General features: G+C 55.0%; 24 protein-coding genes and 1 pseudogene. 17 read left to right on the top strand and 8 right to left on the bottom strand.

All coding sequences use genetic code 11. The features are described 5' to 3' along the window. A pseudogene (locus C4S74_RS25435) lies at positions 1 to 513 on the top strand (collagen-like protein); the annotation flags it as partial. A gap of 128 nt (positions 514 to 641) precedes the next feature. On the opposite strand, the gene C4S74_RS25430 reads toward C4S74_RS25435, so the two are convergent. Then, complete coding sequence (locus tag C4S74_RS25430; RefSeq protein WP_103998079.1) at positions 642 to 2,039, bottom strand: hypothetical protein; 1,398 nt, start codon at positions 2,037 to 2,039, stop codon at positions 642 to 644. Between the two features lie 187 nt (positions 2,040 to 2,226). On the opposite strand from C4S74_RS25430, the gene gcvH reads away from it, so the two are divergent. After that, complete coding sequence (gcvH, locus tag C4S74_RS25425; RefSeq protein ID WP_103998078.1) at positions 2,227 to 2,619, top strand: glycine cleavage system protein GcvH; 393 nt, start codon at positions 2,227 to 2,229, stop codon at positions 2,617 to 2,619. A gap of 193 nt (positions 2,620 to 2,812) precedes the next feature. Here gcvH and C4S74_RS25420 read toward each other — a convergent pair whose 3' ends face one another. Together C4S74_RS25420 and C4S74_RS25415 are read right to left on the bottom strand one after the other, a co-directional pair. Then, the gene (locus C4S74_RS25420; RefSeq protein ID WP_103998077.1) at positions 2,813 to 3,256 is read right to left on the bottom strand and encodes a helix-hairpin-helix domain-containing protein; all 444 of its coding nucleotides are present in this window, start codon (positions 3,254 to 3,256) and stop codon (positions 2,813 to 2,815) included. 361 nt (positions 3,257 to 3,617) lie between these two features. Next, positions 3,618 to 4,778 (bottom strand): glycosyltransferase, encoded by a 1,161-nt coding sequence (locus C4S74_RS25415; RefSeq protein ID WP_103998076.1) that lies wholly within the window; start codon positions 4,776 to 4,778, stop codon positions 3,618 to 3,620. A gap of 416 nt (positions 4,779 to 5,194) precedes the next feature. Between C4S74_RS25415 and C4S74_RS25410 the strand changes: the two genes are divergently transcribed. Then, positions 5,195 to 5,938 (top strand): YheC/YheD family protein, encoded by a 744-nt coding sequence (locus C4S74_RS25410; RefSeq protein ID WP_103998083.1) that lies wholly within the window; start codon positions 5,195 to 5,197, stop codon positions 5,936 to 5,938. Between the two features lie 25 nt (positions 5,939 to 5,963). Beyond that, entirely contained in the window at positions 5,964 to 6,356 is a 393-nt protein-coding gene (panD, locus tag C4S74_RS25405) for an aspartate 1-decarboxylase (RefSeq protein WP_103998075.1), read from the top strand. A gap of 82 nt (positions 6,357 to 6,438) precedes the next feature. Here panD and C4S74_RS25400 read toward each other — a convergent pair whose 3' ends face one another. Continuing rightward, complete coding sequence (locus C4S74_RS25400) at positions 6,439 to 7,338, bottom strand: manganese catalase family protein (RefSeq protein ID WP_103998074.1); 900 nt, start codon at positions 7,336 to 7,338, stop codon at positions 6,439 to 6,441. 283 nt (positions 7,339 to 7,621) lie between these two features. Here C4S74_RS25400 and C4S74_RS25395 point away from each other — a divergent pair, with 283 nt between their 5' ends. From C4S74_RS25395 to hisJ, 3 genes are all read left to right on the top strand, one after another. Next, complete coding sequence (locus C4S74_RS25395) at positions 7,622 to 7,807, top strand: KGG domain-containing protein (RefSeq protein WP_103998073.1); 186 nt, start codon at positions 7,622 to 7,624, stop codon at positions 7,805 to 7,807. 232 nt (positions 7,808 to 8,039) lie between these two features. Then, on the top strand, positions 8,040 to 8,528 hold the full coding sequence (locus tag C4S74_RS25390; protein ID WP_103998072.1) for a FixH family protein: 489 nt from the start codon (positions 8,040 to 8,042) through the stop codon (positions 8,526 to 8,528). 213 nt (positions 8,529 to 8,741) lie between these two features. Next, complete coding sequence (gene hisJ, locus C4S74_RS25385; protein ID WP_103998071.1) at positions 8,742 to 9,578, top strand: histidinol-phosphatase HisJ; 837 nt, start codon at positions 8,742 to 8,744, stop codon at positions 9,576 to 9,578. 267 nt (positions 9,579 to 9,845) lie between these two features. Here the strand turns inward: hisJ and C4S74_RS25380 are convergent, their stop codons facing one another. Further along, positions 9,846 to 10,265 (bottom strand): hypothetical protein, encoded by a 420-nt coding sequence (locus tag C4S74_RS25380; RefSeq protein WP_103998070.1) that lies wholly within the window; start codon positions 10,263 to 10,265, stop codon positions 9,846 to 9,848. A 176-nt stretch (positions 10,266 to 10,441) separates the two neighbouring features. On the opposite strand from C4S74_RS25380, the gene C4S74_RS25375 reads away from it, so the two are divergent. The 3 genes from C4S74_RS25375 to C4S74_RS25365 all read left to right on the top strand — a co-directional run bounded on the left by C4S74_RS25375 (position 10,442) and on the right by C4S74_RS25365 (position 12,319). Continuing rightward, positions 10,442 to 10,870 (top strand): cell wall hydrolase, encoded by a 429-nt coding sequence (locus C4S74_RS25375; protein ID WP_103998069.1) that lies wholly within the window; start codon positions 10,442 to 10,444, stop codon positions 10,868 to 10,870. Between the two features lie 111 nt (positions 10,871 to 10,981). After that, complete coding sequence (locus tag C4S74_RS25370; RefSeq protein WP_103998068.1) at positions 10,982 to 11,527, top strand: GNAT family N-acetyltransferase; 546 nt, start codon at positions 10,982 to 10,984, stop codon at positions 11,525 to 11,527. A gap of 102 nt (positions 11,528 to 11,629) precedes the next feature. Continuing rightward, entirely contained in the window at positions 11,630 to 12,319 is a 690-nt protein-coding gene (locus tag C4S74_RS25365; protein ID WP_103998067.1) for a copper homeostasis protein CutC, read from the top strand. A 683-nt stretch (positions 12,320 to 13,002) separates the two neighbouring features. Here the strand turns inward: C4S74_RS25365 and C4S74_RS25360 are convergent. Next, positions 13,003 to 14,175, bottom strand: a complete 1,173-nt coding sequence (locus C4S74_RS25360; RefSeq protein ID WP_103998066.1) for a glycosyltransferase family 2 protein — start codon at positions 14,173 to 14,175, stop codon at positions 13,003 to 13,005. A gap of 506 nt (positions 14,176 to 14,681) precedes the next feature. Here C4S74_RS25360 and yyaC point away from each other — a divergent pair. The 6 genes from yyaC to C4S74_RS25330 all read left to right on the top strand — a co-directional run bounded on the left by yyaC (position 14,682) and on the right by C4S74_RS25330 (position 20,573). Further along, positions 14,682 to 15,272: a spore protease YyaC gene (gene yyaC, locus C4S74_RS25355; protein WP_103998065.1), complete on the top strand. Its 591-nt coding sequence runs from the start codon at positions 14,682 to 14,684 to the stop codon at positions 15,270 to 15,272. Between the two features lie 332 nt (positions 15,273 to 15,604). Then, a complete protein-coding gene (locus tag C4S74_RS25350; RefSeq protein WP_103998064.1) occupies positions 15,605 to 17,425 on the top strand; it encodes an ABC transporter ATP-binding protein in 1,821 nt (606 codons plus the stop codon). 91 nt (positions 17,426 to 17,516) lie between these two features. After that, positions 17,517 to 17,972, top strand: coding sequence for a hypothetical protein (locus C4S74_RS25345; protein ID WP_103998063.1), 456 nt, complete (start codon positions 17,517 to 17,519; stop codon positions 17,970 to 17,972). Between the two features lie 114 nt (positions 17,973 to 18,086). Continuing rightward, complete coding sequence (locus C4S74_RS25340; RefSeq protein ID WP_103998062.1) at positions 18,087 to 18,371, top strand: hypothetical protein; 285 nt, start codon at positions 18,087 to 18,089, stop codon at positions 18,369 to 18,371. A 169-nt stretch (positions 18,372 to 18,540) separates the two neighbouring features. After that, positions 18,541 to 19,602, top strand: coding sequence for a copper amine oxidase N-terminal domain-containing protein (locus C4S74_RS25335; protein WP_103998061.1), 1,062 nt, complete (start codon positions 18,541 to 18,543; stop codon positions 19,600 to 19,602). Positions 19,603 to 19,859: 257 nt separating this feature from the next. Next, positions 19,860 to 20,573, top strand: coding sequence for a winged helix-turn-helix domain-containing protein (locus C4S74_RS25330; RefSeq protein ID WP_103998060.1), 714 nt, complete (start codon positions 19,860 to 19,862; stop codon positions 20,571 to 20,573). A 77-nt stretch (positions 20,574 to 20,650) separates the two neighbouring features. Here C4S74_RS25330 and C4S74_RS25325 read toward each other — a convergent pair whose 3' ends face one another. Together C4S74_RS25325 and C4S74_RS25320 are read right to left on the bottom strand one after the other, a co-directional pair. Continuing rightward, positions 20,651 to 21,784 carry an amidase domain-containing protein gene (locus tag C4S74_RS25325; protein WP_103998059.1) on the bottom strand — a complete coding sequence of 378 codons (1,134 nt, stop codon included), beginning with the start codon at positions 21,782 to 21,784 and terminating at the stop codon, positions 20,651 to 20,653. Between the two features lie 532 nt (positions 21,785 to 22,316). Further along, positions 22,317 to 23,552, bottom strand: coding sequence for a DUF2167 domain-containing protein (locus C4S74_RS25320; protein ID WP_181024540.1), 1,236 nt, complete (start codon positions 23,550 to 23,552; stop codon positions 22,317 to 22,319). A 178-nt stretch (positions 23,553 to 23,730) separates the two neighbouring features. On the opposite strand from C4S74_RS25320, the gene C4S74_RS25315 reads away from it, so the two are divergent. Continuing rightward, positions 23,731 to 24,012 carry an antibiotic biosynthesis monooxygenase gene (locus C4S74_RS25315; RefSeq protein ID WP_103998057.1) on the top strand — a complete coding sequence of 94 codons (282 nt, stop codon included), beginning with the start codon at positions 23,731 to 23,733 and terminating at the stop codon, positions 24,010 to 24,012. The last annotated feature ends 102 nt before the right edge of the window (positions 24,013 to 24,114 follow it).

Below are 24,114 nucleotides of genomic sequence, written 5' to 3'. Positions count from 1 at the left end.
GACGGAGCCACAGGTGCGACTGGGCCGACAGGAGCAACGGGTGCAACCGGTGCCGATGGAGCCCCAGGAGTCGCAGGAGCTGACGGTGTGGCAGGAACCGGCCTCGCTTCGTTCGCAAGCCGGAGAAATACGGGAGGAACAACGGTCGCCGCAGGCGGATTGGTTCCGTTCAACACGGCAGGCGTCCAGTACGGTACGGCCATTACGTTCAGTCCGGCTGCGCCGACGACAACTTTTCTGATCAACGAACCGGGGTATTACCGGGTAAGCTTTGACATCTACACGGGTACCCTGAGCTTGCTGTCTTCGGTGGCCGCAAACTTCAGCGGTACGGCGGTGCCGCAGCCTAGCACCTCGGTATTTTCACTGGCTTTGGCAGGAGGCGTACTCAGCGGCAATCTGCTCTTCCAGGCGGTAACGGCGGGAAGTCTTACGGTATCCGTGTCAGGGTTGACGTTGACGCTCAGCGGCACGGGCACTAACGCTCAGATCACGATAGAAAAACTGGATTAACCCGCGTTCGCAATGTTTTCCGGGCTCTCTGTCTTGCGGCAGAGGGCTTTTTTTCACCACAAAAAACCTCCGAAAGAGAATGGGCTTTCAGCCTCTTCTCCTGCGGAGATTTTTATCCGGACGATTTCTTACTTGTATTCTCCAATCAAATAGTTGTAAAAAGGCTCGTCTACCCAGAACCGGTAGGACTCGATCTTGGTGGCGGGGCTGATTTTACGGATGCCCTCCGCTATTGCCGCAGACTTGTCGGTAAGGGAAAAAGTTTGCGCATAATAGTGGCCTTTAGCGATTTTGTTGTTGGCGATGACTTTATAATCCGGCAGCTCGGTCCGGGAATAATAAAGCGGCTGCCACCAGGAATGGGCCAGAAGGCCACTCTGGTCTTCGCTGTTCTTCTTGGCGTACTTCAGGACGATCTCCTGAAACCGGTCTTTTTGCCCGACTGTCGCGAATTCGAATGAAAGGTCGTATTCCTTGGCATAAGCAATGTAGTTTCCGTTCTCGATCTGCACCACTTTGTAATCGTCGGTTTGAACCGGCTCGCCCCATTCTTTCAAGTAAATAAAAGCGGAGGTTTTCGGCTCCAGCTGGACGCGGGCATCGATATTTTCGCTCCGGAGCAGTCCGATCAACTGAAGGGCGTGATCTATTTCGCTGTGTCCGTATGTAAGGGAACGCGCGCTGTCAAAGTGAGGCGTATACCGGTCGTCTTTTACGTTGTAGCCCGTAATCAGATCGGCTTGCAGCGCTTTGTCCACGATACTTTGCAGCTCGGGCTCCTGGATCAGGTTCTGGACATTCCAGGCGTCGCGTACCTTGCGGAGTATGTCGGGATCGGACACCCGGCCCAGCTCATGCTTGTACAGGCCCTGCAATTCAAGCACGCGTCCGAGCAAAATTTCGGCGTAAGAGGCGGAAGCAGGCTCGTTACGCTGAAAAGCGCCGTGCAGTGCGGCGGGCAGAAGCTCCGTATCCGCGGCTGCGGCAAGCTCCTGGGCGGCCTGCGGCGTCAGCTGCGGGATTTCATCGTCCGCATGAAGCTTGGCGAGCGAACGCGCCGCTTTTTCGGCGGGATAAGTATAGGCGAGCTCTTTTAAACCGGCTGCTTTCACGGCAATGTACACGGCAGTGCTCTGGGTGAGGGGCTGATCGCCATCGAGCCGGTCTTGGGTGAGGATTCCTTTTTCGTACAACGCCAGAGCGGACTTGTAATAAGGACTGCTTTCCTCAAGATCCTGAAAAGGATTCGGTTTGCCTGACGGCTCCAGTTTAAGAACTGCGGCCAGAGCTTTAACGAAATCGCCCTTTGTCGGTGCGGAGGGCAGCGTATAGCCGAACCGGTCTTTCAAAAACTGCCGGTATTCCCCGGACAAAAGAGTGGTTTGTTCTGCCGTCAGCGGAGCGGCTGCCGACGCAGCATGGGTTCCCTGCCCGTAAGCCGGACCGGACCACAAGGTCAGAAGCAGAGCGCCGGCGGCAAGGGCAGAGCCGAACCGGGCGGCGTTAAGCCGTATAGATGCGTTCATAGAATGAACCCCTTTCTTAAACTTATTTATTCCAATCAGAAAAGTAGGAATTTATCAGGATGGTATCACCCTTTAAATAAGCTGTCAATACAAGGTATGAACTTTGCCCGCTCCCGGCTTGACTTCGCCGTTTTCATTCGGGTAAGCTAAATTTATTAACGGCAGTCAAAAGTGAGGCGGTAATAACGTGAGCGAAGTAAAATCCGGATTGTTATACTCCAAAGAACACGAATGGGTCGAAGTGCTTTCCGATACGAAAATCCGTGTAGGCATGACCCCTTTTGCACAAGAGCAGCTTGGCGACATTGTATTCGTCGAACTGCCGAAAACGGGCGCTTCGGTCAAAGCCGACGATATGCTGGGCAGTGTGGAATCGGTCAAAACGGTCTCCGACCTGATTAGCCCCGTTATCGGAACGGTTGCCCAAATCAACGGCACTCTGGAAGAATCACCGGAGCTGGTGAATACGGACCCGTACGGCGCAGGCTGGGTCGCCGAAATCGACATTTCCGGCAAAGAAGCCCTGGAAGGGCTTATGACCGCCGATCAGTATCAGGCTTATATCGTTTCGGGGCAGTAATCGCTTGCCGCTCCGGACTGGAGCACCCTGCGGGAAATTCCCGGCAGGGTGCTTTTTTGCGGGACGAGTAAATCCGCCCGTAACAAAAAGACGTTCCGGTTCAACTCGAACCGGAACGTGTTTTTGCCGCTGCACGAGGTATTTTGCCGGGGCTCGCCTGACGCGGTTAATGAAACTAGTGTTTCCCCGTTATTTAATCCGGCCTGGCGGTATATCCAAAAGCACTTCTGTAATTTTTCCTTTCCTCGGTAAAATCCCACCATTGCTTGTCGCTGCCAGGATTATTAGCATAAAATACAATAAATCTAAATTGATCCTCTACACAGGGATCTATCCTCTCCCTATATAACTCTTCCAATTTTTCGAATAAACGTGCACCATCTTTTTCTTTCAGCTCCTGCAATTCATAGTAACCCAGTTTAATTAAATCTTTTGCAAATGCCGGTCCAATTGAAGGAACACTTTGAAATTCGGACGCTGCCTTTAATTCTTTAGCTCTTAATTCCGATACCTCCATGATTAAACAAAGATCACTCACGGATATTTTGTGAATATCACTTAAGAGTATTTTGTTTTTTCGGAGTCCCTGCCGTTCTTGAACGGTTAATTCTAACTTTGGAGTTTTATTTAATCTCATGTTTGCTCCTTATAGAATTTATATTTTTGATGGAGGCTTTGATGGAGGCAGCCGCCCGATTTAATGGGTGAGAAAGCTGAAGAGAACAGCCAGTCTGCCCGTTCTCAACCTGATCAAATAGTATCACAAAACCGGTTAAGCTGAGGAACAAATTGTATCCGCATTGATGCCGTCAGCTTAACAATAAAAAGCAGCTGCCACTGGCAAGCTGCTCCTTATTTTGTCTACATTCGTTCTCTGTCAGTGGCACCTATGTTAATGATTGCTTTTCCTAAATGGCTCCGCTTGTCGTCCATCGTTTACGTAACTGTTCTCCCTCAATAATGATGTGTTTCCCAAGGATCCATACGCCGTCCCGGCCTTAACGCCGCTTGGAAGCGATCGTCTTCTCGATGGCCCTTTTCATCGTGTGTCCGGCGCGCGTCCACGTCCACCGGCTCATATCCCTGCGCCCCCGGAGTCCCTTCTGCCTGCACAGCCCCGGATGCTCGTAAGCGCGTCTCATCTGTTTTTTCAGCGAACCGAGATCCGGCTCCGCCCACAGTTGTCCCTTCTGCGCAAACAAATAGCGGAAAGAGCGGGAGATCGCTTTCTTCATACCGGATGCGGGCGGTTTCAGCTTATACGGGACGAGAAAAGAATTGGCCTTTGTCACAAAGTCCATGTGACCGCCCCAGCCTGTCGCGATGACCGGAGTTCCGCTGGCCAGCGATTCCAGGAACGGCAGGCCGACGCCTTCGCCGCGCGTGGGAAGCACGAACGCATCGCCCGCGGTATAAATTCCCCGCACCGTACGGGGACTGGCAGGTCCGGTCAGAAGATGAAGGGGGGCCGTCTTGTGCCGGATTCCCAGCCTTCTTTTGTAAGAGGCAATGCGGCCGCGAATCCATGCGCCCGATTCTTTGGCGCTGAATCCGCTTGTTTTGATCAGCAGCGCCGCGCGGTCCCGGGCGGAAAATTCCTCCCAGAAAGCCCTAAGCAGGGTTTCGGGGTTTTTGCGGTGCTGGAAAGTGAAGACGGAGACGAACAGGAAGCCGCCCTTTTTTTTCACGGCGAGCTTCTTATTTCGGGGGTGAAACACGCGTGAATTCACACCATGCGGAACGATGTATACGGGGACGCGGACCCCGCTTCTTCTCATGGCGGTCCGGTTCTGCACGGAAGGCACGCAAACGGCATCGAACCGGTTGATGTTCGGGAGCCAGTTCCGGGGAATTTTCGTCGTTTCCCAGACCGCGTTCAAGATGAGATAATCGTACTTTTTTCTCGCTTGGGCGATGTTCAGGGTATGCGGCAGGCGATGGTAAATCAGCACCTTCGGCTTTTTGAGGACCAGAGGCCTGCGCGACAAGGCCAGCATGAGCCTTTTGGATGGAGTGGAGAGGCCCGAACGCCTGCGCGCGGGGGTTACTTTGACGTTGACGCCCAACCGGTGCAGCGCAAGCACATATTCACGGCCGGCGGTTCCGATTCCGTTGTCGCCCAGTACGGGCCCGTTCCATATGACTTGATAATGACTCACCGTTATCCATCCTTTTTCGCAATATAGGCAAAACTTATCTTCATCCGTTCTTACTCTTCATAAGGAGACATAAGCTTCGTAGCCACAACTGGAAAGCATTCCTTTCAGTTTACGGAGGCTCTTCAGGGTTTGAAACGGATAAGCAACTATTTTGGTCTATCACCCGGAGGACTGGAGTCCCGGAGTCCCGGAGTCCCGTGAACGGAAAGGACGGAATAAGCGGATGGGAGAAAAGCCGCAGCCGCACTTCTATGAAAACAGGCGAACAAAGGCTATTTCCCGATCTTTGTAAAAATAGGGTCGGCTGCATACTGCCGCTGGAACAGATGCCTTTTCCATCCGGTGTCCGCTCTCATATATATAAAGGAGCGGTCTATGAAAGAAAATCTATCCGGATCCGAAAGGTGGCCGATAGCATGGCGGTTCCCGCGAGGTTTAACAAGTGGTCCAAATATAAGTTTATGAGAAAAGCCGCCGGGCTTGCCCCCCATCTGCCGGCAACAAGCCCGCTGTCGGTAAGCTCTTTCCGTGAAATGGCGGAGCGGTACGGAAAGGTCGTTGTGAAACCCGTTGGCGGGATGCAGGGGCAGGGCATTTTTCATGTGTCGTGCCTGCCGGACGGCCTGTACGAAGTGCAGCATGAAAACCGCAAGATCAAGCTGGCGGGCAGGAGGAAGACTTACGCTTTTCTGAGTAAGAAAATCGGCTCCCAAAGCTATATCGTCCAGCAGAGTATCGAACGCGCGACAGTCGGGGAGAGGGCTTTCGATCTGCGCATTATCGTTCAGCGGAAAAAAAATTCAAGCCGCTGGATCGTCACCGGGCGGGTGGCGAAAGTCGTGGGCAGCGGCTATTTCGTCTCCAACACATCCAGGAAGGGCAAGCTCCTGCTTCTGGACGAGGCGCTCGGCCGATCCTCGCTTCACAGGCTGTCCCGGAGAGTTCTTCAGGAACGGATCGATGGGGTCGCCCTTGCGTGCGCGAAGACACTGACGGAACATTTTCCGAAGCAGGTCATCTACGGCATTGATATCGGGCTGGACAGGCGCGGGAATGTGTGGATTTTCGAAGGCAATTTGTACCCGGCCATGTCTCATTTCGTGAAACTCAAAGACAAGACGATGTACCGCCGCATCAAGGCTTACGGCGAAGGCCAGTAAAGAACGAGGAAAGGGGACGCGCGGCATGTTCAGAACGATGATGAAGTCCAAACTCCACCGGGCCACTGTTACGGAGGCCAATCTGAATTATGTAGGAAGCATCACGATCGACGAAGACCTGATGGAGCTTGCCGACCTTCTGCCTAACGAAAAGGTGCAAATCGTGAATCTCAACAACGGATCGCGGATGGAGACTTACACGATAACGGGTCCCAGGGGATCGGGATGCGTCTGTCTGAACGGGGCGGCGGCAAGGCTTGTACAGCCGGGAGATGTCGTCATCATTATTTCCTACGCTTTAATGAGTGAGGAAACGGCGGCGGACTATGTCCCCAAAGTAGTTATTTTGGAAGAAGGAAACAAAGTTGCCGAAGATCGTTACGAGGAGAAGCACTCCACCGTGCTGGATCCTTCCTGACGGCTCCTTTCCTTCCGGTACAGCGGTAAAAGACCCCGAAGACCCTCCCGGTGCAGCCTCCGGAAGGGTCTTCGGGCTGTCGTTATAATCCTGCGGAGCGCTGAAGGCGCTGGGCGATTTTCATGAAATCTTCCATGGAGATGCCGGGCGCAAATTCTTCGGGAACTTCCTCGAAATCGGGAACGGGCCCCGTATGCTCGGGTATCCCCTCGATGACTTCAAGAGGCTGCCCGTCTTCGGGATGCTCGCCTTTCCATATGTAGCGGATGTCCTGGTAGTCCGTATCGCTGAAAGTGTACAGCTTCCGGTGAATGCCCTGCGCTTCGAACTTGCGTGTCGTTTCAAAAGCGCTGTTGCTGAGATTGGGCACAGGGAGCATTTTGGTGACGTCCACGCCCGTGGCCACCTCGAGAGCCTTGGCATAAGCGACAATGTGCACGCCTCCCCGGACGAGCAGATAGCCGATCATTTCCCGGGCGACGGGATGGCTCGTCATTTCGTACACGCGCATTTTGTGCGTCCGTGCTCCGCACTCCAGGAAGAAATTATGCAGCAGGTCGAGAATAAGATTGCCGCTGGTAAACACATAATCCCCGTTCCAGGGCTTGCCCATGGAATCGACGGGCATGGAATTCTGGGCGGCGAAAATAAAATGCTGGGTATTCCGTTTGTCGACGGCGTCCCGCATGGGGGTAATATCGGGGTCGCCCGGAAAGGTCGATCCCGTCAGCATCAGATTGATCGTATTGGCGACAAGCTCGACATGGCCGAATTCTTCCGCGGTAATGCTCGCCACAAGATCGTAAAAGGGCTTCAGTTTCTTTTTGTTGCGGAAATTAAAAGACTGGTACATATAATTGTTCAGCGTGGACATTTCGCCGAAACGTCCCCCGAGAAGTTCCTGGACGGCGGCAGCGGCATTGGCATCGGGCTTATCCGGCTTCGGCAGTTCGATGGCCAGACGGTTAAAGCGTTTAATCAAGACAGTTTCCTCCAAACCGCGTGATGTAGGTAACGTTACGGTTAGACATATGTGGCACGGCTTGGCAAATATGCTCCGCAACCGGGCGGGTTTTGACACCTTCTCAAAAGGGGTGGACGTGGACCCGTCTCTCTTATCACCGCATCGGTTCAATGAATTTAACCAGTAAATTACCAGGTTTCCGTTTAGGAATCTCTCAACCGGGTAAGTAATAGGCGTAGGCGACGGTTAAACAAGACTTTCCAGAAAGCCTGCAAATTTACCGTTTGAGGAGTGGATCATCATGGCTGACAAAATGTCTCGAGAAGAAGCAGGACGCAAAGGCGGAGAAGAAACCGCACGCACGCACGACAAAGATTTCTACCAGGAAATCGGCCGTAAAGGCGGCGAATCCCGCGGAAACGACAGCGGCAGTAATGACGGCAAGATGAGCCGCGAGGAAGCGGGAAGAAAAGGCGGCCGCAGTTAAGACGATGAATAGGATCTCGACATATAAAAAGACTTGCAGCCCCGGGCTGTAAGTCTTTTTGCCGTGCGGATGAAAACGGCCGCAGAGGATTGTTCACGGAATCGTTACAAATAGGGCCCAAGTGAGCTATCCCTCTTTTGCGGGCTTCCCGGTATAATAGGTTGGGTTAGCGGGAAAAGATGAAAGCAGCCGCAAGGCATAAGGCTATGTGATTTAGGGGGATTGAACATATATGAAGATGCATAAACGGGAGTATACCGCCGGTTCTTCCGGCTTTAAATTCATGGGGCGCAGAGGGATCGGCACGGCCATTGTTCTGCTGGCGCTGACGGCGGCGCTTGCCGGCTGCGGTTCGGGAGGCGGCGGACATGAAGGGCACGGCGGTCAAGGCGTGGGCCAAGGGACAATCGACACGCTGAATCCGATCGAGGCTAAAGTAAAACTGCCGGCTGAACCGGTCAAAAAGGGGACGGAAGCGTCGGTTGAAGTGACCGTCACACAGGATGGCAAACCCGTGGACGATGCGGACGAGGTTCTTTTCGAAGTATGGAAAGAAGGAGCCGCGGACGACAAGCATGAGAAAATCAAAGGAATTCACGGCAAAGACGGCTTGTATACGCTAAAAAAGAAATTTGACGAGCCGGGAACATATTTGATTATTTCCCACGTCACGGCAAGAACGATGCACACGATGCCGCAGGTGAAGCTTCAGGTGGAATAGGCCGAAGCCGGGTGTCTTTATCAACCCGGTGTGACGCCGGGCGCCGCGTGCCGGAACTTCGCACGGTGCGGACAGCATGGGCGGGCAGGTCCGGATGGAGATCATCCGGGTTTTTTTTTGCAGGCGGGAAGAAAAGGCGGCGTTGCCGTGTTTGGCGGGCCGCGCTATACTCAAGTCAGACAAACCGTACAGGCTGAGGAGGATGAGCACGTCATGACATTCAAATGGGACGGTCATACGCATACGAAGTTTTGCTATCACGGAAATTCCGCCGAGGAACCGGCGTATTTGGACCGGGCGGTGGAGCTCGGCTTTGAACGTTATACGATCAGCGAGCACCCGCCGCTGCCGGACAAATGGTTGGACGACCCGAAGCTTATGGCGGAGATGGCTATGCCGATGGAAGAACTGCCGGACTATTTGGCATACGCCGAAGAGATGAAGGCGAGATATGCCGGCAGAATCGAAGTAACCGTGGGCCTCGAAATGGATTACCTGTACGGCAGGGAAGACTTCTCCGACGCGCTGCTGGAGCAGTACGGAAGCCGGCTTGAAGACGTTGTCGTATCCGTCCATTTCCTTCCCGGCTTGGGCGGCATGCGCTGCATCGACTATTCCGCGGACGATTTCCGCGAAGGCTTGCTCGCGCACTACGGGAGTATGGACGCCGCAGCGGAGGAGTATTACAACCACGTCGAGAAGGCGATCGAGTGGGCGGCCAAGCTGCCCATGCGCAAGCGTCTCGGCCATGTGCAGCTTATCGAGAAGTTCCGCCAGGCGCTCCCGCCGATCAGCCCGGAACTGATCGAGCGCAGGCTGAACGCGCTGCTGCCTAAGCTCCAGGAGGCCGGCGTCGGCATCGACGTGAACGTCGCCGGTCTGCGGGTGCCGACCTGCGGGCAGACCTATGTGCCGCAGTGGTTCCTTGCCGCCTGCGCAAGCCGGGGCATTCCGCTCGTTTACGGCTCCGACACGCATAAGCCGGAGCACGTGGGCGCGGACTGGGCCTGGTTCGAGGCCGCTTTCGGCGCGAGCCGCGCGGAAAGCTGAGAGAAGCGGGCTTGTGAATCGCGCACGGAGCGGGGGCCCCGAAGCCCGCTTAAAGCTTGAGGCCGTAAGGGGAGTTCGTCCTTACGGCCTCGAATCCCCGCGGAAAGTCGCCGGAGATAACAAAGCACCGCCACGGGAGCGGCCGCATAAGCGGACCGTTTCCGGAGGCGGTGCTTTTCTGCAGGCGGCTTCCCGCGCGCGGCTTCCCGCGCGCGGCAGGCCGCGGAGTGGACTCCTCTCTCCGCAGCCGCGGCCGTCCCGCTTGTTCTACATCAGAAGAACAAGGGTCAGCAGATCGAACAGAGCCAGCGTCAGGATCGCGTCGTTGGCTCCGGAGCCGGGATACCCCGGAGGGTGCCCGGGTAATCCCGGGTATCCAGGAAAAGGAGGCCTCGGGGGGTAGAAGTAGCTTCTTTCTTCGGTTTGCTCCGGCGTCTGGCCGCTCGGCCGGGTCTTTCCGTATCCGTTGACATGGCCGGAGATATACCCCTGCCCGTATTCCGGGTAAGGCGCGTAACCTTGCCCAGGGCTTTGGCCTTGGCCTTGGACGCCGGACACTTTAAGCCGGACATAGTTCGGGTCCACTCCGATGATCACTCCGTCATAAGTGCGGCCCGATTTGGTCTGCACCCGGACGTGGCGGTTCATATACGATTTGCACAAACAATAAAAATCCTCTTTATACATAGCGAGCATCCCTCCGTTTTCCGTACTCTTCCCTCCAGCATATGTGCGGACGCCCTTCCGGGCGTGGGCATCCGGCTGTTTTTGGGCACTGCCTCTCCCGGGAGCGGAAAGGATCCGGAAAGCACTTTTCCCATACAATAGAGCAGGAAAGCTAAGGAGAGGGTGAAGAGCGGCTTATGGCAGTTATTAAGACCACTTCCGAACAGACCAGACTGCTCGCCCGTTTAATGCGCGCGGAAGCCGAAGGAGAGGGTGAACTGGGCATGCTTATGGTCGGCAATGTGGGGGTTAACCGCGTTCTCGCCAACTGCCTGGACTTCAAAAACATCCGCAATCTGCAGCAGATGGTCTATCAAAAACCCGGAGGGTTTGAAGCCACCGTCAAAAGCTATTTTTACCAAAGGGCCAGGGACAGGGATATCCGGCTGGCACAGCGGGCCGTCAACGGGGAACGCACTCATCCAGCGAGCAATTCCTTGTGGTTTTTCCGTCCCCAGGGCGGCTGCCCGGCAACCTGGTATGACCAGCAGAATTCGGGCCGTTTTAAGAATCACTGTTTTTTCTCGCCGACGAGCGAAGATTGCCCGGCCGTATACAAATTTTAGCGGCATCGTTTTCATAAAGGAGGGAAGCGCCAAGTGGGCATCCTTCCTTTTTTGCTTGACAAGAAGATGGTCAGCCCCTAAAGTAGATAAAAATTTGTAGGGGGCGCCGAGATGAGAATATGCCTGGCCGACGAAGAAATCAGCCTGGAATTATTGGAGCTTAAACATGCGGAAGCCTTGTTCCGCCTGACGGACGAGAACCGGGAGCAGCTGGGACAGTGGCTGTTCTGGGCGAACGATACGAAAGTAGCCGGAGATTCCGCCGCCTTTATCCGGTCTACGCTGCAGGCGTTCGCGGAAGGCAAAACGCTGGCCGCCGCCATCATGGTCCGGGGAGAACTGGCCGGAGTGATCGATTATCATGCGATCGTTCCCGCTCACGGAAGGGCCGAAATCGGGTATTGGCTCGGGCAGGCCCATCAGGGACAGGGAATTATGACCCGCGCGTGCCGGGCGTTCATCGGTTACGGGTGGTCCGGAATGAACCTCAACCGCATCGTCATTATGGCGGATGTCGAGAACGCGGCAAGCCGGGCTATTCCGGAGCGGCTCGGGTTTACTCTCGAAGGTGTGATGAGGGAATGGGAGATAAAAGAAAGCGGGAAGCGCGATATGGCTCTTTATTCCATCCTACGGAGTGAGTGGGCAGAAGATTGAATTTTTTGGATAAAAAGAAGAATCCCGCCCGTTCCCGTGCTAAAATAAGAGTCGACCGGCGTTATTGCGCCTGAAAATAAGAACGGATCAGGAGGAGATTGTATGCTATTGGAAGTGATCGCAACGACAGTCGGCGACGCAATTGCGGCCGAGAAAGCCGGAGCGGACAGGCTGGAACTGGTGACCGGCATGAAGGAGGGCGGGCTGACCCCGAGCGCGGGCCTTATCGAGGGCACGGTGCGGAACGTCAAAATTCCTTCCGCCGTCATGGTGCGGCCTCACAGCAAATCGTTTGTTTACGATGAGGACGATGTGCGCGCGATGCGCAGGGATATCCGTCTTATCCGTGAAGCCGGGGCCGCCGGTATCGTGATCGGCACGCTTACGCCGCAGAACGAGGTCGACGTTCAGGTGCTCGAAGCGCTGCTGGAGGAAGCCGGCGGGATGGAAGTGGTCTTCCACCGGGCGTTCGACGCCGTGCCGGATCAGATTGCGGCCTTCCGGCTGCTCTCCGGTTACAAGCAGATTACCCGCATCCTGACATCGGGCGGTAAACCGAGCGCGCTGGATGCCGTGGACCGGATGAAAGAACTGGTGGAGCTGAGCCGCGATTCTCACATCACGATCTTGGCAGGCAGCGGACTTAATGCGGAATCCCTCGAATCTTTCGTAAAAGATACAGGCGTGACGGAAGTCCACTTCGGCGGTGCCGTCCGCGGACCTAAAGGCGTGGAAGACGATATCGCCGCCGATAAAATCCGGGAGATTCGCGATATACTGGCGCGTTGTTAGCAGACAGGCTCTGTTAGACGGGAAAGATGCGGAAAAGACGGGGACCGATTATTTAAAATAACCGTCTGCCACCCGGCAGCGGAGCCGCTCCGCTTTTCTGCGGTTTCGAAACGGTTTTACGGGCAGGCCGGTTTTCCTTCACGGGAGAAGCCGGTCTGTTTGCCGGCCCGGCTGCCGGTCCTCAGGGGATCGAGTGGGGTTCCGAAGCTTAACAGTCTATCGTGCCTTGCGCATGCTGAGCCTAAGGTTCAGTCGTGCCATGCCGCTTCCGGACCGGGCCTTGCCTGGCCGGACATGAAATATTTTGAGCCCCGCGCGAAGAAGGCGGGTTTCTGTTAACCCGCCCGCCATACGTGCAGGCAAAAAAGGCTGTCCCACTTTAAGTGAGGCAGCCTTTTTTGCATATTCGATCATGGGGGTACGAACTCGGGTTAAGCCGGACAGCTGTTGCAGGAAGACCGAATCGTCGTCTTTATCCCGCTTTTCCTATTACGGCTGGATGTTTGTGTAAGCCGTAAGCAGACTGACCGTAAGGAGCAGCGCGCCAAAGGCGTACTTGTACATTCTTGTCGGCACAGTGGACATGGAAGACTCTCCTCCTCTTATTTATTCCTCTTCATTATACAATAAACAGAATGCTTCAGTTGTAAACATTCTGTAATGGTTTCTTTCACAAATGATCTTTATTTCATTTTTTTAAGGTCGGTCAAGGAATAAAACGTTCCGCGCCAGTAGACACCGCCCTGCTTGAGCGCCAGTCCTACGGACCGGACAAGCACGTAGACGAGCAGAGTCGCACTCGCCGGAATCGCGAGGATATCGAGGCCCGGTGAACCTGCCATCATCCGGATCTGCCTCCGGTAAAGAGCCGCCATGATCAGTACGCTGGCCAGATGTACGAGACTGCGCCAGTCGCCGTAGAGCAGCATGCCGAGCCAGGGAAACGTAAACAGCAGGAGCTGGCCGGCTCCTGCGGCGGCGGCCAAAGAAACCTTGTAGCCGAAACCGGAGAACAAGTTTTTCTCCAGTCCCCGGATTGCCGCTCTCATGCTCGGATACCATTCGACCTGCAGCCTGCTGCGCCCCGATGCCAGCCGCTGGCGGAGGCCGGCCAGCTTCACCCGCGCGCCGAGCTGGAGATCGTCGTCCGGCCGGAGGGCGATCGCTTCGTGTGTCCCGATCGCTTCATAGGCCCGCCGGTGAATGAGATTGAACGCTCCGATGCCCATGCCGCCCCTATGATTTCCGTCCAGATTCGCGCGCCACGGGCGGATGAACAGGCTCAGCGAGAACAGGAAGTGGCGGATGAAGCTGCGCAGCCAGAAGGTGGGCGCCGTCATGCGGGGCGTAAGCGTCAGATGGTCCGCATGCTCGCTCAGCGCAAAGCCTACCGCTTCCCGGACCGTATCCGGGTGAAAGCGGATGTCGGCGTCCGTAAAGAGCAGCCACTGACCGCGGGCCTGACGGTAGCCCTGGTACAGGGCGTGGTTTTTGCCGAGCCATCCGCCCGGCAGACGGGTCACGTGGATCACCCGCATGGGAATGCGGACATCCCCGCGCTCTTCGGACCAGCGTTTGAGCTCGTCCAGCGTGCGTCCGGTCCCGTCCTCCGAGCGGTCGTTCACGACGACCAGCTCCAGCCGGGGATACGTTTGCGCAAGCAGATGCCGCACGGTATCGCGGATCGTCGTTTCTTCCTCTTTGGCCGCGATAATAACCGAGACGAGAGGAGGGGGTTCCGGGAGCGGACCGGAAGGGGGCAGTTCGCGGAACAGCTTTGCGCTCCGCAGGTGATCCGCCAGCATGGCCAGCCAGTAGAGCAGAATAACCAGAGCGAATATTCCGGCTATGGACATGAGCAGCCTCCTTGTGGAACAATAATAGGGAACTAGGGATAAAAGAGCGGCCGGAGCTTGCGGCGGAAATTCAGGTGATAGGCTGTCCGCACATCCGGCCTTGTATAAAAAAGGCTCTTCCTTTTTTGGTTGACCACCGTCATGAGACGCCGCGCAGCGCTTGCCGGGAGCTTCGCGCGGTGAGGAATAAAAGTTCAGAAACCAGCCCGTGACATGCAGGAAGCGCAGCAGGAAAACAATTTGCCTTTCTGACTGTTTTTTTCTGGCAGGTAGTCGTAACCCGTAACAGGTAGTTCGCTGTATCAAAAGATATCGGCGCATACGCTACCGTGTAATTGCAGAGTACATGATAACGGCAGGCCATGGCACCACATAACGGAGTGCTTTTACAGTGCCCTTGCCGATGTGTTCTTACAGTACTCCCGACGATACGTCACGACCGTGACACATACAGCTGTTCCTGACAATTTGCCCAAACAACGTAACCTGAGAAAGGAGGCCCTCGCATGGATAATTTCCGGAACGACGCGGAAGCCGCAAGCCTCGCCAAACCATCGGCCTCCAAAGCCTCCAAAGCCTCCAAAGACGGCTACTGGAAAAAAGTATCCGGAAGACAGCTTCCCGCCTTCTTCTCGGAAATCCGGGAAGAAGCGGGCGCGGGGCTTCCGTGCGTGTTCGTATGCATTGGCACCGACCGCTCGACGGGAGACGCCCTCGGCCCGCTCGTCGGTTCCATGCTGGACGAAGCCGGCTACAGCGTCATCGGCACCCTGGAGCATCCCTGCGATGCGAGCAATCTCGTGCAGCGCCTGGCGGAGATCCCGGCGGGAGCCGCGGTCATCGGCATCGACGCGTGTCTGGGACAGCCGTCTTCCGTCGGGCTGTACCAGGTGTCGAACCGGCCGATTTTTCCGGGCAAGTCGCTCGGCAAGAACCTTCCGCTCGTCGGCGACTACACCGTCGCCGCCATCGTGAACGCCGACGGCCCCCGGCAGTACGCCGTGCTTCAGACGACCTCGCTGAACCGGGTCATGGGCATGGCCCGGGAAATCGCCGGCGCCGTCCAAGCGGCGTTCCCGCCGCCGATCCGGGCCTAAGCCTGCCGCAGGCGCGCTCCGGGCGCTTCCGGCGGATGATAGACCCCGCCGCCGCGCACCGGCTGTACAAGCTCCAAACGCTGCAGCGTCTGCTGCGTCCAAGAGCGGCTGCCTCCAGGCGGCACCCCCCAGTGGAAATCCGCAGCGGTTTTGTCTCGGGCGGGTGGAGGCCCGCTCAATATGCTATCATTATACAATTGCGTCGCTAAGTTGCGAAGCCTGCGTCCCTGAGTCCGCCCGATGAACCCGCGGACAACCAGCCGCAGGCTTGTATGCTTTTGTAAACTTTCTTCACCGCACACACGAATAAAACAGGGAGATGAACCATACACATGAGAAACGGATTTGGCGGAGGGCTGGGTGATCGGAACGGGGGGAGAATGCCCAAAGCGACCCTCAAAGAAGTATCCCTGCGCCGCATATTGGGGCTGTTCCGGCCATACCGGGGACAACTGACCGTGATCGTCCTGCTGGCTCTCGGAGGAGCCGTACTCGGTCTCGTTCCGCCGCTCGTTATGAAAGAAATCATCGATACCGCCATCCCGCAGCAGAGCTTCCGGCTGCTTGCCGTCTTTGCCGTTCTGCTTGTCGCCCTGCCGCTGCTCAGCGGCATGCTCGGAGTGGCGCAGAATCACTTGAACACGAAAGTCGCCCAAGGAGTCATGAGAGACCTGCGGATGACCCTTTTCCGCAATCTCCAGCGGCAGTCCATGTCCTTCTTTACCGCAGCCCGGGCCGGCGAAGTGGTCCAGAGGCTGACGGAGGATATCCAGGCGGTCCAGACCGTCGTCACCAGTCTTGTCGTGTCGTCGATTACCCAGATCGTCGTCGTCGTTACAACCGTCGGCATCCTTTTCGCCCTCGACTGGCGTCTGGCCATCGTGGCGCTGATCATCCTGCCCGCCTTCATTTTGCCCGTACGCAAAGTTTCCGGCGTCCGCAAGCGCCTGCGCGGAGAAACGCAAAAAGTCCGCGCCGATATGTCCGCGCAGCTCGGAGAGATTTTCGGCGTTTCCGGCGCTATGCTCACCCGGATTTTCACACGGGAGAAAGAGCAGGAGGAGCGGTTTAACGGTATGAACCAGCAGGTGATGGATCTGGAGCTCCGTCTCAACCTGATCGGCCGCTGGTATATGATGTTTCTCGGCGTGCTGGGCCCGCTCGGCACCGCCGTCATTTATATGTACGGAGGCTACTCCGTCATTCAGGGGAGTATGAGTATAGGCGGGATCGTGGCCTTCGCGGCCTATCTCGGACGGCTGTACAGTCCTGTCGGGACCCTGCTTAACCTGCATGTGGAAGTCGCGACCGCGCTCGGCGTATTCCAGCGCATTTTCGATTATCAGGATATGAAAGCCGAAGTGGAGGAGAAGGAGGGGGCGCCCGGGCTCCCTCCTGTGCGCGGAAGCATAGCCGTACGCGATGTTTCATTTGCCTACTCGCCGGGTAATACGGTTCTATCCGATATTTCCTTCCAAGCGGAAGCGGGTGAAGTTGTTGCACTGGTCGGTCCCAGCGGAGCGGGCAAATCGACCCTTATCAGTCTGATGGCAAGACTCCATGATCCGACGGAGGGCACTATAGAGATAGACGGATTCGATGTGAAAAAGGTTAGTCTGTCGTCGCTCCGCCGTCAGATTGCCTACGTTACGCAGGAATCGTTCCTCTTTCATGCCACCGTGCGGGAAAATCTACTCTTCGCCAAAGAAGACGCCACGGAAGAAGAGCTTGCGGATGCCTGCCGTCAAGCGTATATTTACGACTTTGTGCAGTCTCTGCCGCAGGGATTCGACACCATGGTCGGCGAACGCGGACACCGTCTTTCTGGCGGTGAACGGCAGCGCCTGGCAATCGCCAGAGCCCTGCTCAAAAATCCGCGCATCCTGATTCTGGACGAAGCGACTTCTCACCTGGATTCGGAATCCGAAGCTTTCGTTCAGGCTGCTCTGGAGCAGCTGATGAAAGAACGGACGACGCTGGTCATTGCGCACCGCCTCTCTACGATTCTTCATGCGGACCGTATTCTGGTTCTGCAGAAAGGAAGAATTGTGGAGTCCGGCACTCACAAGGAAATGATGGAAGTTGACGGTCTCTACGCACGTCTGTACCGGACGCAGTTTCGCGGACAGACAAATGACACGACGGCCCCTTGAATCTAAACAAAGAACACCGATGGTTCCAATCGGATATTTCGGAGTACGGCGGGAGATGCGTACTGTAACGAATTCAAAGGAGGAATTTCCAATGAAGGAGTTCAGTAAGACGCTGGCAACGATGACGAGGCCCTTTTCATTTGTTCACAAGACGTTAAGCGAGTTTGGTTTCGTGCGTCCCCGGACCCATGAGAACCAACTATATGTCACTACCTTTGCGGATTCCATTACGCAGCGGATCTACACGCTGGCCGTACCGACCCGGCTTCTGGAGAACGGGCATACGGAAGTATACCTGGGCCACACCCGTTTCGATACGGAGGAGCAGCCGCCTTCCCGCGTCGTGGAAGCGGCTATCTGCCGCATGAAAGAGCTTGCCGACTATTTGAACCAGCCGAATAAACGCCCTCATACCGTCGAGACGGCCAGCAACGGTTATATGGCGACGGATTCCTACGATCTCCGCAGGCTGGGCAACGAAATGAAAAAAATGAAAACGAACAGCGAGTTGAAGCAAACCGGACTGATTCCCGATCCCATTCAGTAGCTCTCATAGAAAGGGTCAGGAGACCCCGCTGCGGCGCGGGTCTTTTCTAATTGCGTATTTTCCCGGTGGCTTCGGCTCCGCTGTTTTCATATACGAACAAAAGGAGTGTTGACGATGACACCGATTCATCATATAAATTACCGGAACGAACATAATGAGGTATACTGCTGCCTGAGAAATAAAGTCGTGGAGCTGGACGACCGGCAGAAAAGCGATTTCTGCAGCGGCTGTCAGATGTTTGCGGGCTTTGCGGGAGGCAAAGGCGTGGAATGCGAGTGGGAGGACATGAGGGACGTGCCGAATCCGATGCGGGTGCTTGATCCCGTGAAGGAATTTATGAGCAACCAGATCCGCAAGATCGAACTGGACGATCTGACCGTCATGGCACATGGAAATTAAGCCCTATAAAGTGTGTATGCCCCTAGAGCATATGCACTTTTTTTATTTTTGCGGCTTTAAATATCCAGGACATTCCTTATAACTTTGTATCTTTATGCAACAATTATGCATGATTTACGTCTGAAAATAAGTAAGTCACTTTCATCACATACAGAAGGGAAAGAACAGCATGAACAATGGAATGAAAAAAGGACTGGCCGTTCTGGCCGTATCCATGGCCATGACAACGGGGGCGGCATACGCATCGCCGGCTGTCGTAACGAAAGCGGACAACATCGTCCCGATCAGCGCGGAAGTCTCGGAGTCCGTACAAGTGACCGTTAACAATCAGGTTCTGGAAACCAAAGGATACGTGAAAGCGGGTGCCCAGGAGGCGATGATTCCGCTTCGCGCCCTGGCCGAAGCGATCGGTATGGAACTGAAATGGAACCAGGAGGATTACTCCGTCGAACTGTCCAAGGACCGTATCTGGACGGTTGTAAAAACCGGTGAAGACCGTTATGTGCTGAATAAAATGTACAAGCCGCTCGGAACAGCTCCAGAACTTGTAGACAGCAAGCTTTACGTACCGGCTTCGTTTGCGAGCGAGATTCTTCATGGAACGGTAACGGCAAAAGGCAACTCCGTTTCCATTTCTTTTGACGAAAAGAAGGAGAACGTCATGACTAAAGGCGTTGTAACGTCCGTCCGCAATGCGGAAGGCTATAAAGCCGTTCAAATCCAAGGCTTCGGCACGGCCGGAATCGTACTCAACGTGGGCGACGACACGGTATTTGTCACCGACAAGGGAGACAAGCTTACGTTCGATCAGCTTGCGCTCGGTCAAATCGTCGAAGCGGAGCACGCCATGGTCATGACAATGAGTCTGCCGCCTCAAACGCCTACATACAAGATTACCGTATCCGGCTATTCGGCGGATGCCGAGAAACTGCTCGGAACGTCCGGCACCGTGGAAGAAGTGCGCACGGGCGACGACGGCAGCCAAAGCGTGACCATCAAAGGTCAAGGGCTCACCGAGCAGTCCCAGAACGAAATCGTCCTGCGTCTTTCCGATACCACGGAAGTGATCGATAAAGAAGGCGCCAAAGCGGACAAGAAGGCGCTCGTTAAAGGCGCGAAAGTCATCGGCTTCTACAACGGCGTCATGACGAAAAGCCTGCCTCCTATCGGCGGAGCGGTGAAAATCGTCGTAGACTCCGAGCCGGAAGCGGCTGCGGCCCAAGCGGAGTAAAGACAAGCTTGGCGGTCTCCGCAACGGAAATGAAACAAGGCAGTTCCCGTCCTAAAGCGGGGGCTGCCTTTTTTATTCAGGTATAATCTTTCTTTTTTAATCATTGAAAAGGAATTATTTTTTAAAAATAATTGAAAACAATGCCTAATTCTGGTATCTATAGGATAAGACTATCCTGCTAGGTTTACTGCGTTAATCTGTAACGCCGTTAAAAACCGGCTTGCTGTTTTATACATTACGCAAGGGAGGCTCCGCTGATGACAATCTCGATCTACACAGATGACCCGGATATGGCCCACGTACTTTCCTATTTTTTTAATGAAACGGCTTGTTCCGTTTACGCGAGATCCCAGCTCGGCAGCCTCCCGCAACCGGGCAGCGGGCAGGCGATCCTGGCTGTGGACAGCCCGGACGAGTCCGACTGGTTCCGGCTTAAACGGTCCGTCAAGCAGGGAACGGCGACTTATTTGATGATCCGTGAGCCCATGACTCCCCTGGAAGCGGTCTATGCCAAAGAAATCGGCATAAACGAAATATTGATGGACCCCGTCGCCCGTCTCAAAAGCAAGGCTGCCGAAACGCCGGATAAGCTGATCTCCGTGCTGGCCTGTCCCGGCATATATGAATCCGCGGCAGGCTCCGAGCTTGTCTATCTTGGGGAAGGGACCTATTTTCATCCGAAACAGTTCTGCATCAAGCACGGCCATACAAGGATTGAGCTTTCGGAGAAAGAAGCGGCGCTGCTTTCGTTTTTTGTGGAGAACGAAGGGATTGTCGTGACCAAGCATACTATCGCGGAAAAGCTGTGGGACGGGTACATCCAGCCGGACGGAATTTCCAAAGTGATCGCCAGAATGAAGAACAAGCTGGGGCCCGCCCGCATATTGATTTCCTCCAGGCAGTTGGGCGGATTTATGTATGTTAAAGAGCGGGAGGCGGCGGAGTACGCCGTTACCCGGCGTCTAAAATAAAACCCCTGCCCCGCTTGGACGCGGGATAGGGGTCGGAGTAAGCCGTCAGCCGCGGCCATTCGCCCCGGGTACGTCTTTTATTTTAAATAAGCCGATTTAATATAGTAGAATTCATAGTCCGAAGCGGAGAAGTTGGCGAAGGAAGCTTTAAGTCTGTCGTTGGTGTGAGCGCTGAACTGCATCGTGACCGTGTCGTTGGCAACCACGAACATAACGTGCGAGTATTTCAAGGCGCTGATGAAGCCGCCCGCGGGAGTTGTCGTTTTGGTAGTTTTGTAGAAATAGCCTTTCGTATCCACCATGTACTGCTTCAAACCGTTGGAGATATTACGGCCGGTGTTCACCCACGCGAGGCTTTCCGGTTTCCAGGTGCTGTCCTTCGGAATGCCGCCGGCATAAATCGCTTGAGATACGTAGTTGGCGCAGTCGACCCCGCCGTTTTCGGTATGTTTGGCATAGTTCGGATTCCATTTGCTTGTGTCGTAGCCGGACGCGTTCGTAGTGTTCGAAGTCCATTTGTTCGCATAATCCCTGGCGGCAATCCGGTCGTAGGTAACGGCGGCAAGCGGCTGGGCCAGGGAAGCTTCGGCCGGGTTCTTGACGAGGAAGCTTTTGTTGGTCGTAACGGCTTCCGTGACAAACTCTTCGCCGTTTTCTATCATGCTGGACTCACTGGAAGGAATAAAATAATCCGCGGGAATCCAATCGACCAGACCGTTCAAAAATTCCAGGTTGGCGTTATTGAGGTCCGGACTGCCGTTCACGATAGGAGCCGTAAGGCGGAACGAATCGTTCTGTTCCGTGGAAGTCCCGATATACTCCTGAAGGTCTTTCAGCCGGTCGTTGACGACCTGTTCCGCATCCGCGGAGCTTGAGTCTTTGCGCAATTTCATGACATTAAGCTTGCTTTTCAAGCCTTTCACGTAAGGCAGCTCGTCGACCGATTTCGCTTTGAGCGTTTTATTCAAGGAAATGTTCACACGGGCCGTCAACCGGTTATCTTTAACCGCATAATCCGACGTGGATAATTCAATGGAATTGATCGTGTAATACGGCGTGTAAGCTTTTTTGACGAAATTTTCGACTTCCTTTTGAACGGCCTTCCGGTAAAGGTCGTCTTTGGCGTTTAAAGGGGAGGTCTGGGCGAAAGCGGAAGACGTCGTAAAAGCGGAAATCAACAGCAGAGAAGTGATCGTTTTTTTTAGCTTCATAAATAAATTCCCTCCTAAATTAAGTGGATGTAATGGCGGCAAATTCCGTCCGAATAAAATAAAGTGCTTTCAGGCTTTTATACGTTTTGTACCGTCACCTCCGTTTGAGTCTGATGTCTGAAGCTGGAAAAATCCTTTACACTCTAAAAGATATACCAGGCGGAATATCGCGGATATAGCCAGAACGGGGATGACGGACCGGCATTACGGGGACAAACCGGAGGCATACCGGGGACAGCGTTCCGAGAGAGCGTATCGAGTGGGCGTACCGAGTGAGCATCCGCGAGAGCGTACTGAGAGAGCATCGCGAGAAGCGTACCGGGGGAGCGTACCGCAAGAGTATGCCGAGAGTGCGCACCGATAGAGTGTAATGAGATGAGGGAGCATCGTGAGAGGCGTGCCGAAGTGCATAGCGTGAGAGCATGCCGAAGACAGCGTATGGCGATCTCCGCATTGAAAAAAGGCAGTTCCCGTACGTTGACGGGAACTGCCTTTTTATACTTCTGCGCCGTGCGGCGGTTACAGCCGCCGGCTACTTGCTCTTGTCCGGATCTTCGGGCCGGTCGGGCTTACGGAGGGAATCCTCCTCCGTAAGAGACGTGCGGCCGGTTCCGGCCCCGTCTGCGGGAGCCGCCTCGGAGCGGGACCGTTCCGGCGCCGGGTCAGTCCCGGAGCCGCCGTCAGCCCGGGCGTCTGCGGGAGCACCAGGGTCCGCCGGAGCTTCGCCGCCGGACAGCATCCGCACCACCGGGCGCCCGTTTGCGCCGTCGCCCTGCTGCGCCGGCGTTTCCGCCGAAGGCCCGGGAGCGGGGGCCTCGTTCTGCCCAGGAAGCGCCGTATCGGCCGCGGCTGCGGTGCTTCCGGCTGCCGTCAGCTCGGCCGCTCGCGCTTCGGCGGCACGCGCTTCGGCTGCCTGCTCGGCAGCCGCTTTCTTTTTCTTGCCGCGGAGGAACCGCCACAAGGCAGCGAGGCCGGCGACAAGGATGACGCCGAACTTTTTCAGGAAGACGAGCAGGAGGCCGATCAGACCTACCTTTTTGGCGACCGCCAGGCCCGCGCCTCCGAGAATCAAGCCCGACAGGCCGTATTCGGCCAGCTTGTCCGTTTTGGAGTTGTATTCTTCGTACCGTTCTCCGGCCTTAACCTGCAGCTTCGGCAGGATGGAGGAGGTCAGAACCTTGCGGTCCGCAGCGAGATTTTTCGGGTCGGACACGAGAACGACGGAGATCACGCCCTCCCGGGTAAGTACGTTAACGTTATAGTTGACGAATTTTTCGTCGTTGGAATCGTGTCCCAGCAGGGACCAGGAAAGGCTATGTATGTCGTTATCGTAAAAAGGCTTCACATCCCAGCCGTCGACGAACAGGCGGTTGGATACGTCGCCTCTTTTATTCGCTTCTTCCGTTCCGGTCTTGTAGCTTTCAAGGAGCTCGTCCGCATCGATTTTGTCTTTCTCGTCATCTTTGACGTGGCCGGTGTCGTCGTATTCGAAAATAACCGCCCAGTTCTGATTTTCGTCCTTGGGAAAAATCGATCCGATTTCACGGTTGTTTACGTGGGAACCGTTTTGCTGCTCAAACTTTTTGGTGTCGGTATCGTTCAAAAACACAAAATCTTTGGCCAGGTCCAGCTCGGCGATTTGACCGAGTTCCACTTTTTTCGGTCCTTCCACCCAGTTCAAGGTTTCTTCGGCCGAGACGGGAGCCGTCCATAAAGAGACGCAGAGGGCTGCGCCGGTTACCAGGGATATTAACTTGGGAAGCTTCAAAATTTTCTCTCCTTTGTTTATAAATACTTTATTTATTAAATATTGTTCATTATATATCTTATTAATTATTTTACAAGGTAAATAATGGTTAATATCCCCGTTTATTTGTTTCTCCGCTCTCAATGGTCTACACTATACATAAGGTTCGTACTCTAATTAAGAAATGAGGATGTCCAAGATGTACATTGCCGTAAATACCATCGAAGTTCCCAATCCTGCGCAAATGGTCGAAATGTTCCGCAAGCAGGCGCCCAACATGAAAGAACTCCAAGGCTTTCTCGGACTGGAAGTCTGGACCGACGAACAGGCGATTAAAGTGATCACGAAGTGGGAAAATAAAGAAGCGTTCGAGGCGTACACCCAAAGCGAGGTTTTCAAACGTTCTCACGGTGGCCACGGCGGCCAGGAGATGAAACCGAAAGCGCGTCTTTCGTATTTTGAAGGCGAGACGCTCATTTAAGGCAAAGCATCCGAAACTTAAACCCGCATCTATTCGTTTATAGAATAACGGCCCCGCTTCGGGGCTGTTTATATTTGTAGAGGAGCCGTCTAGCTCGAATTC

Source organism: Paenibacillus sp. UNC499MF, assembly GCF_900107975.1.
Taxonomy (GTDB): Bacteria; Bacillota; Bacilli; order Paenibacillales; family NBRC-103111; genus Paenibacillus_F.
This window is presented reverse-complemented; position numbering and strand designations above follow the sequence as displayed.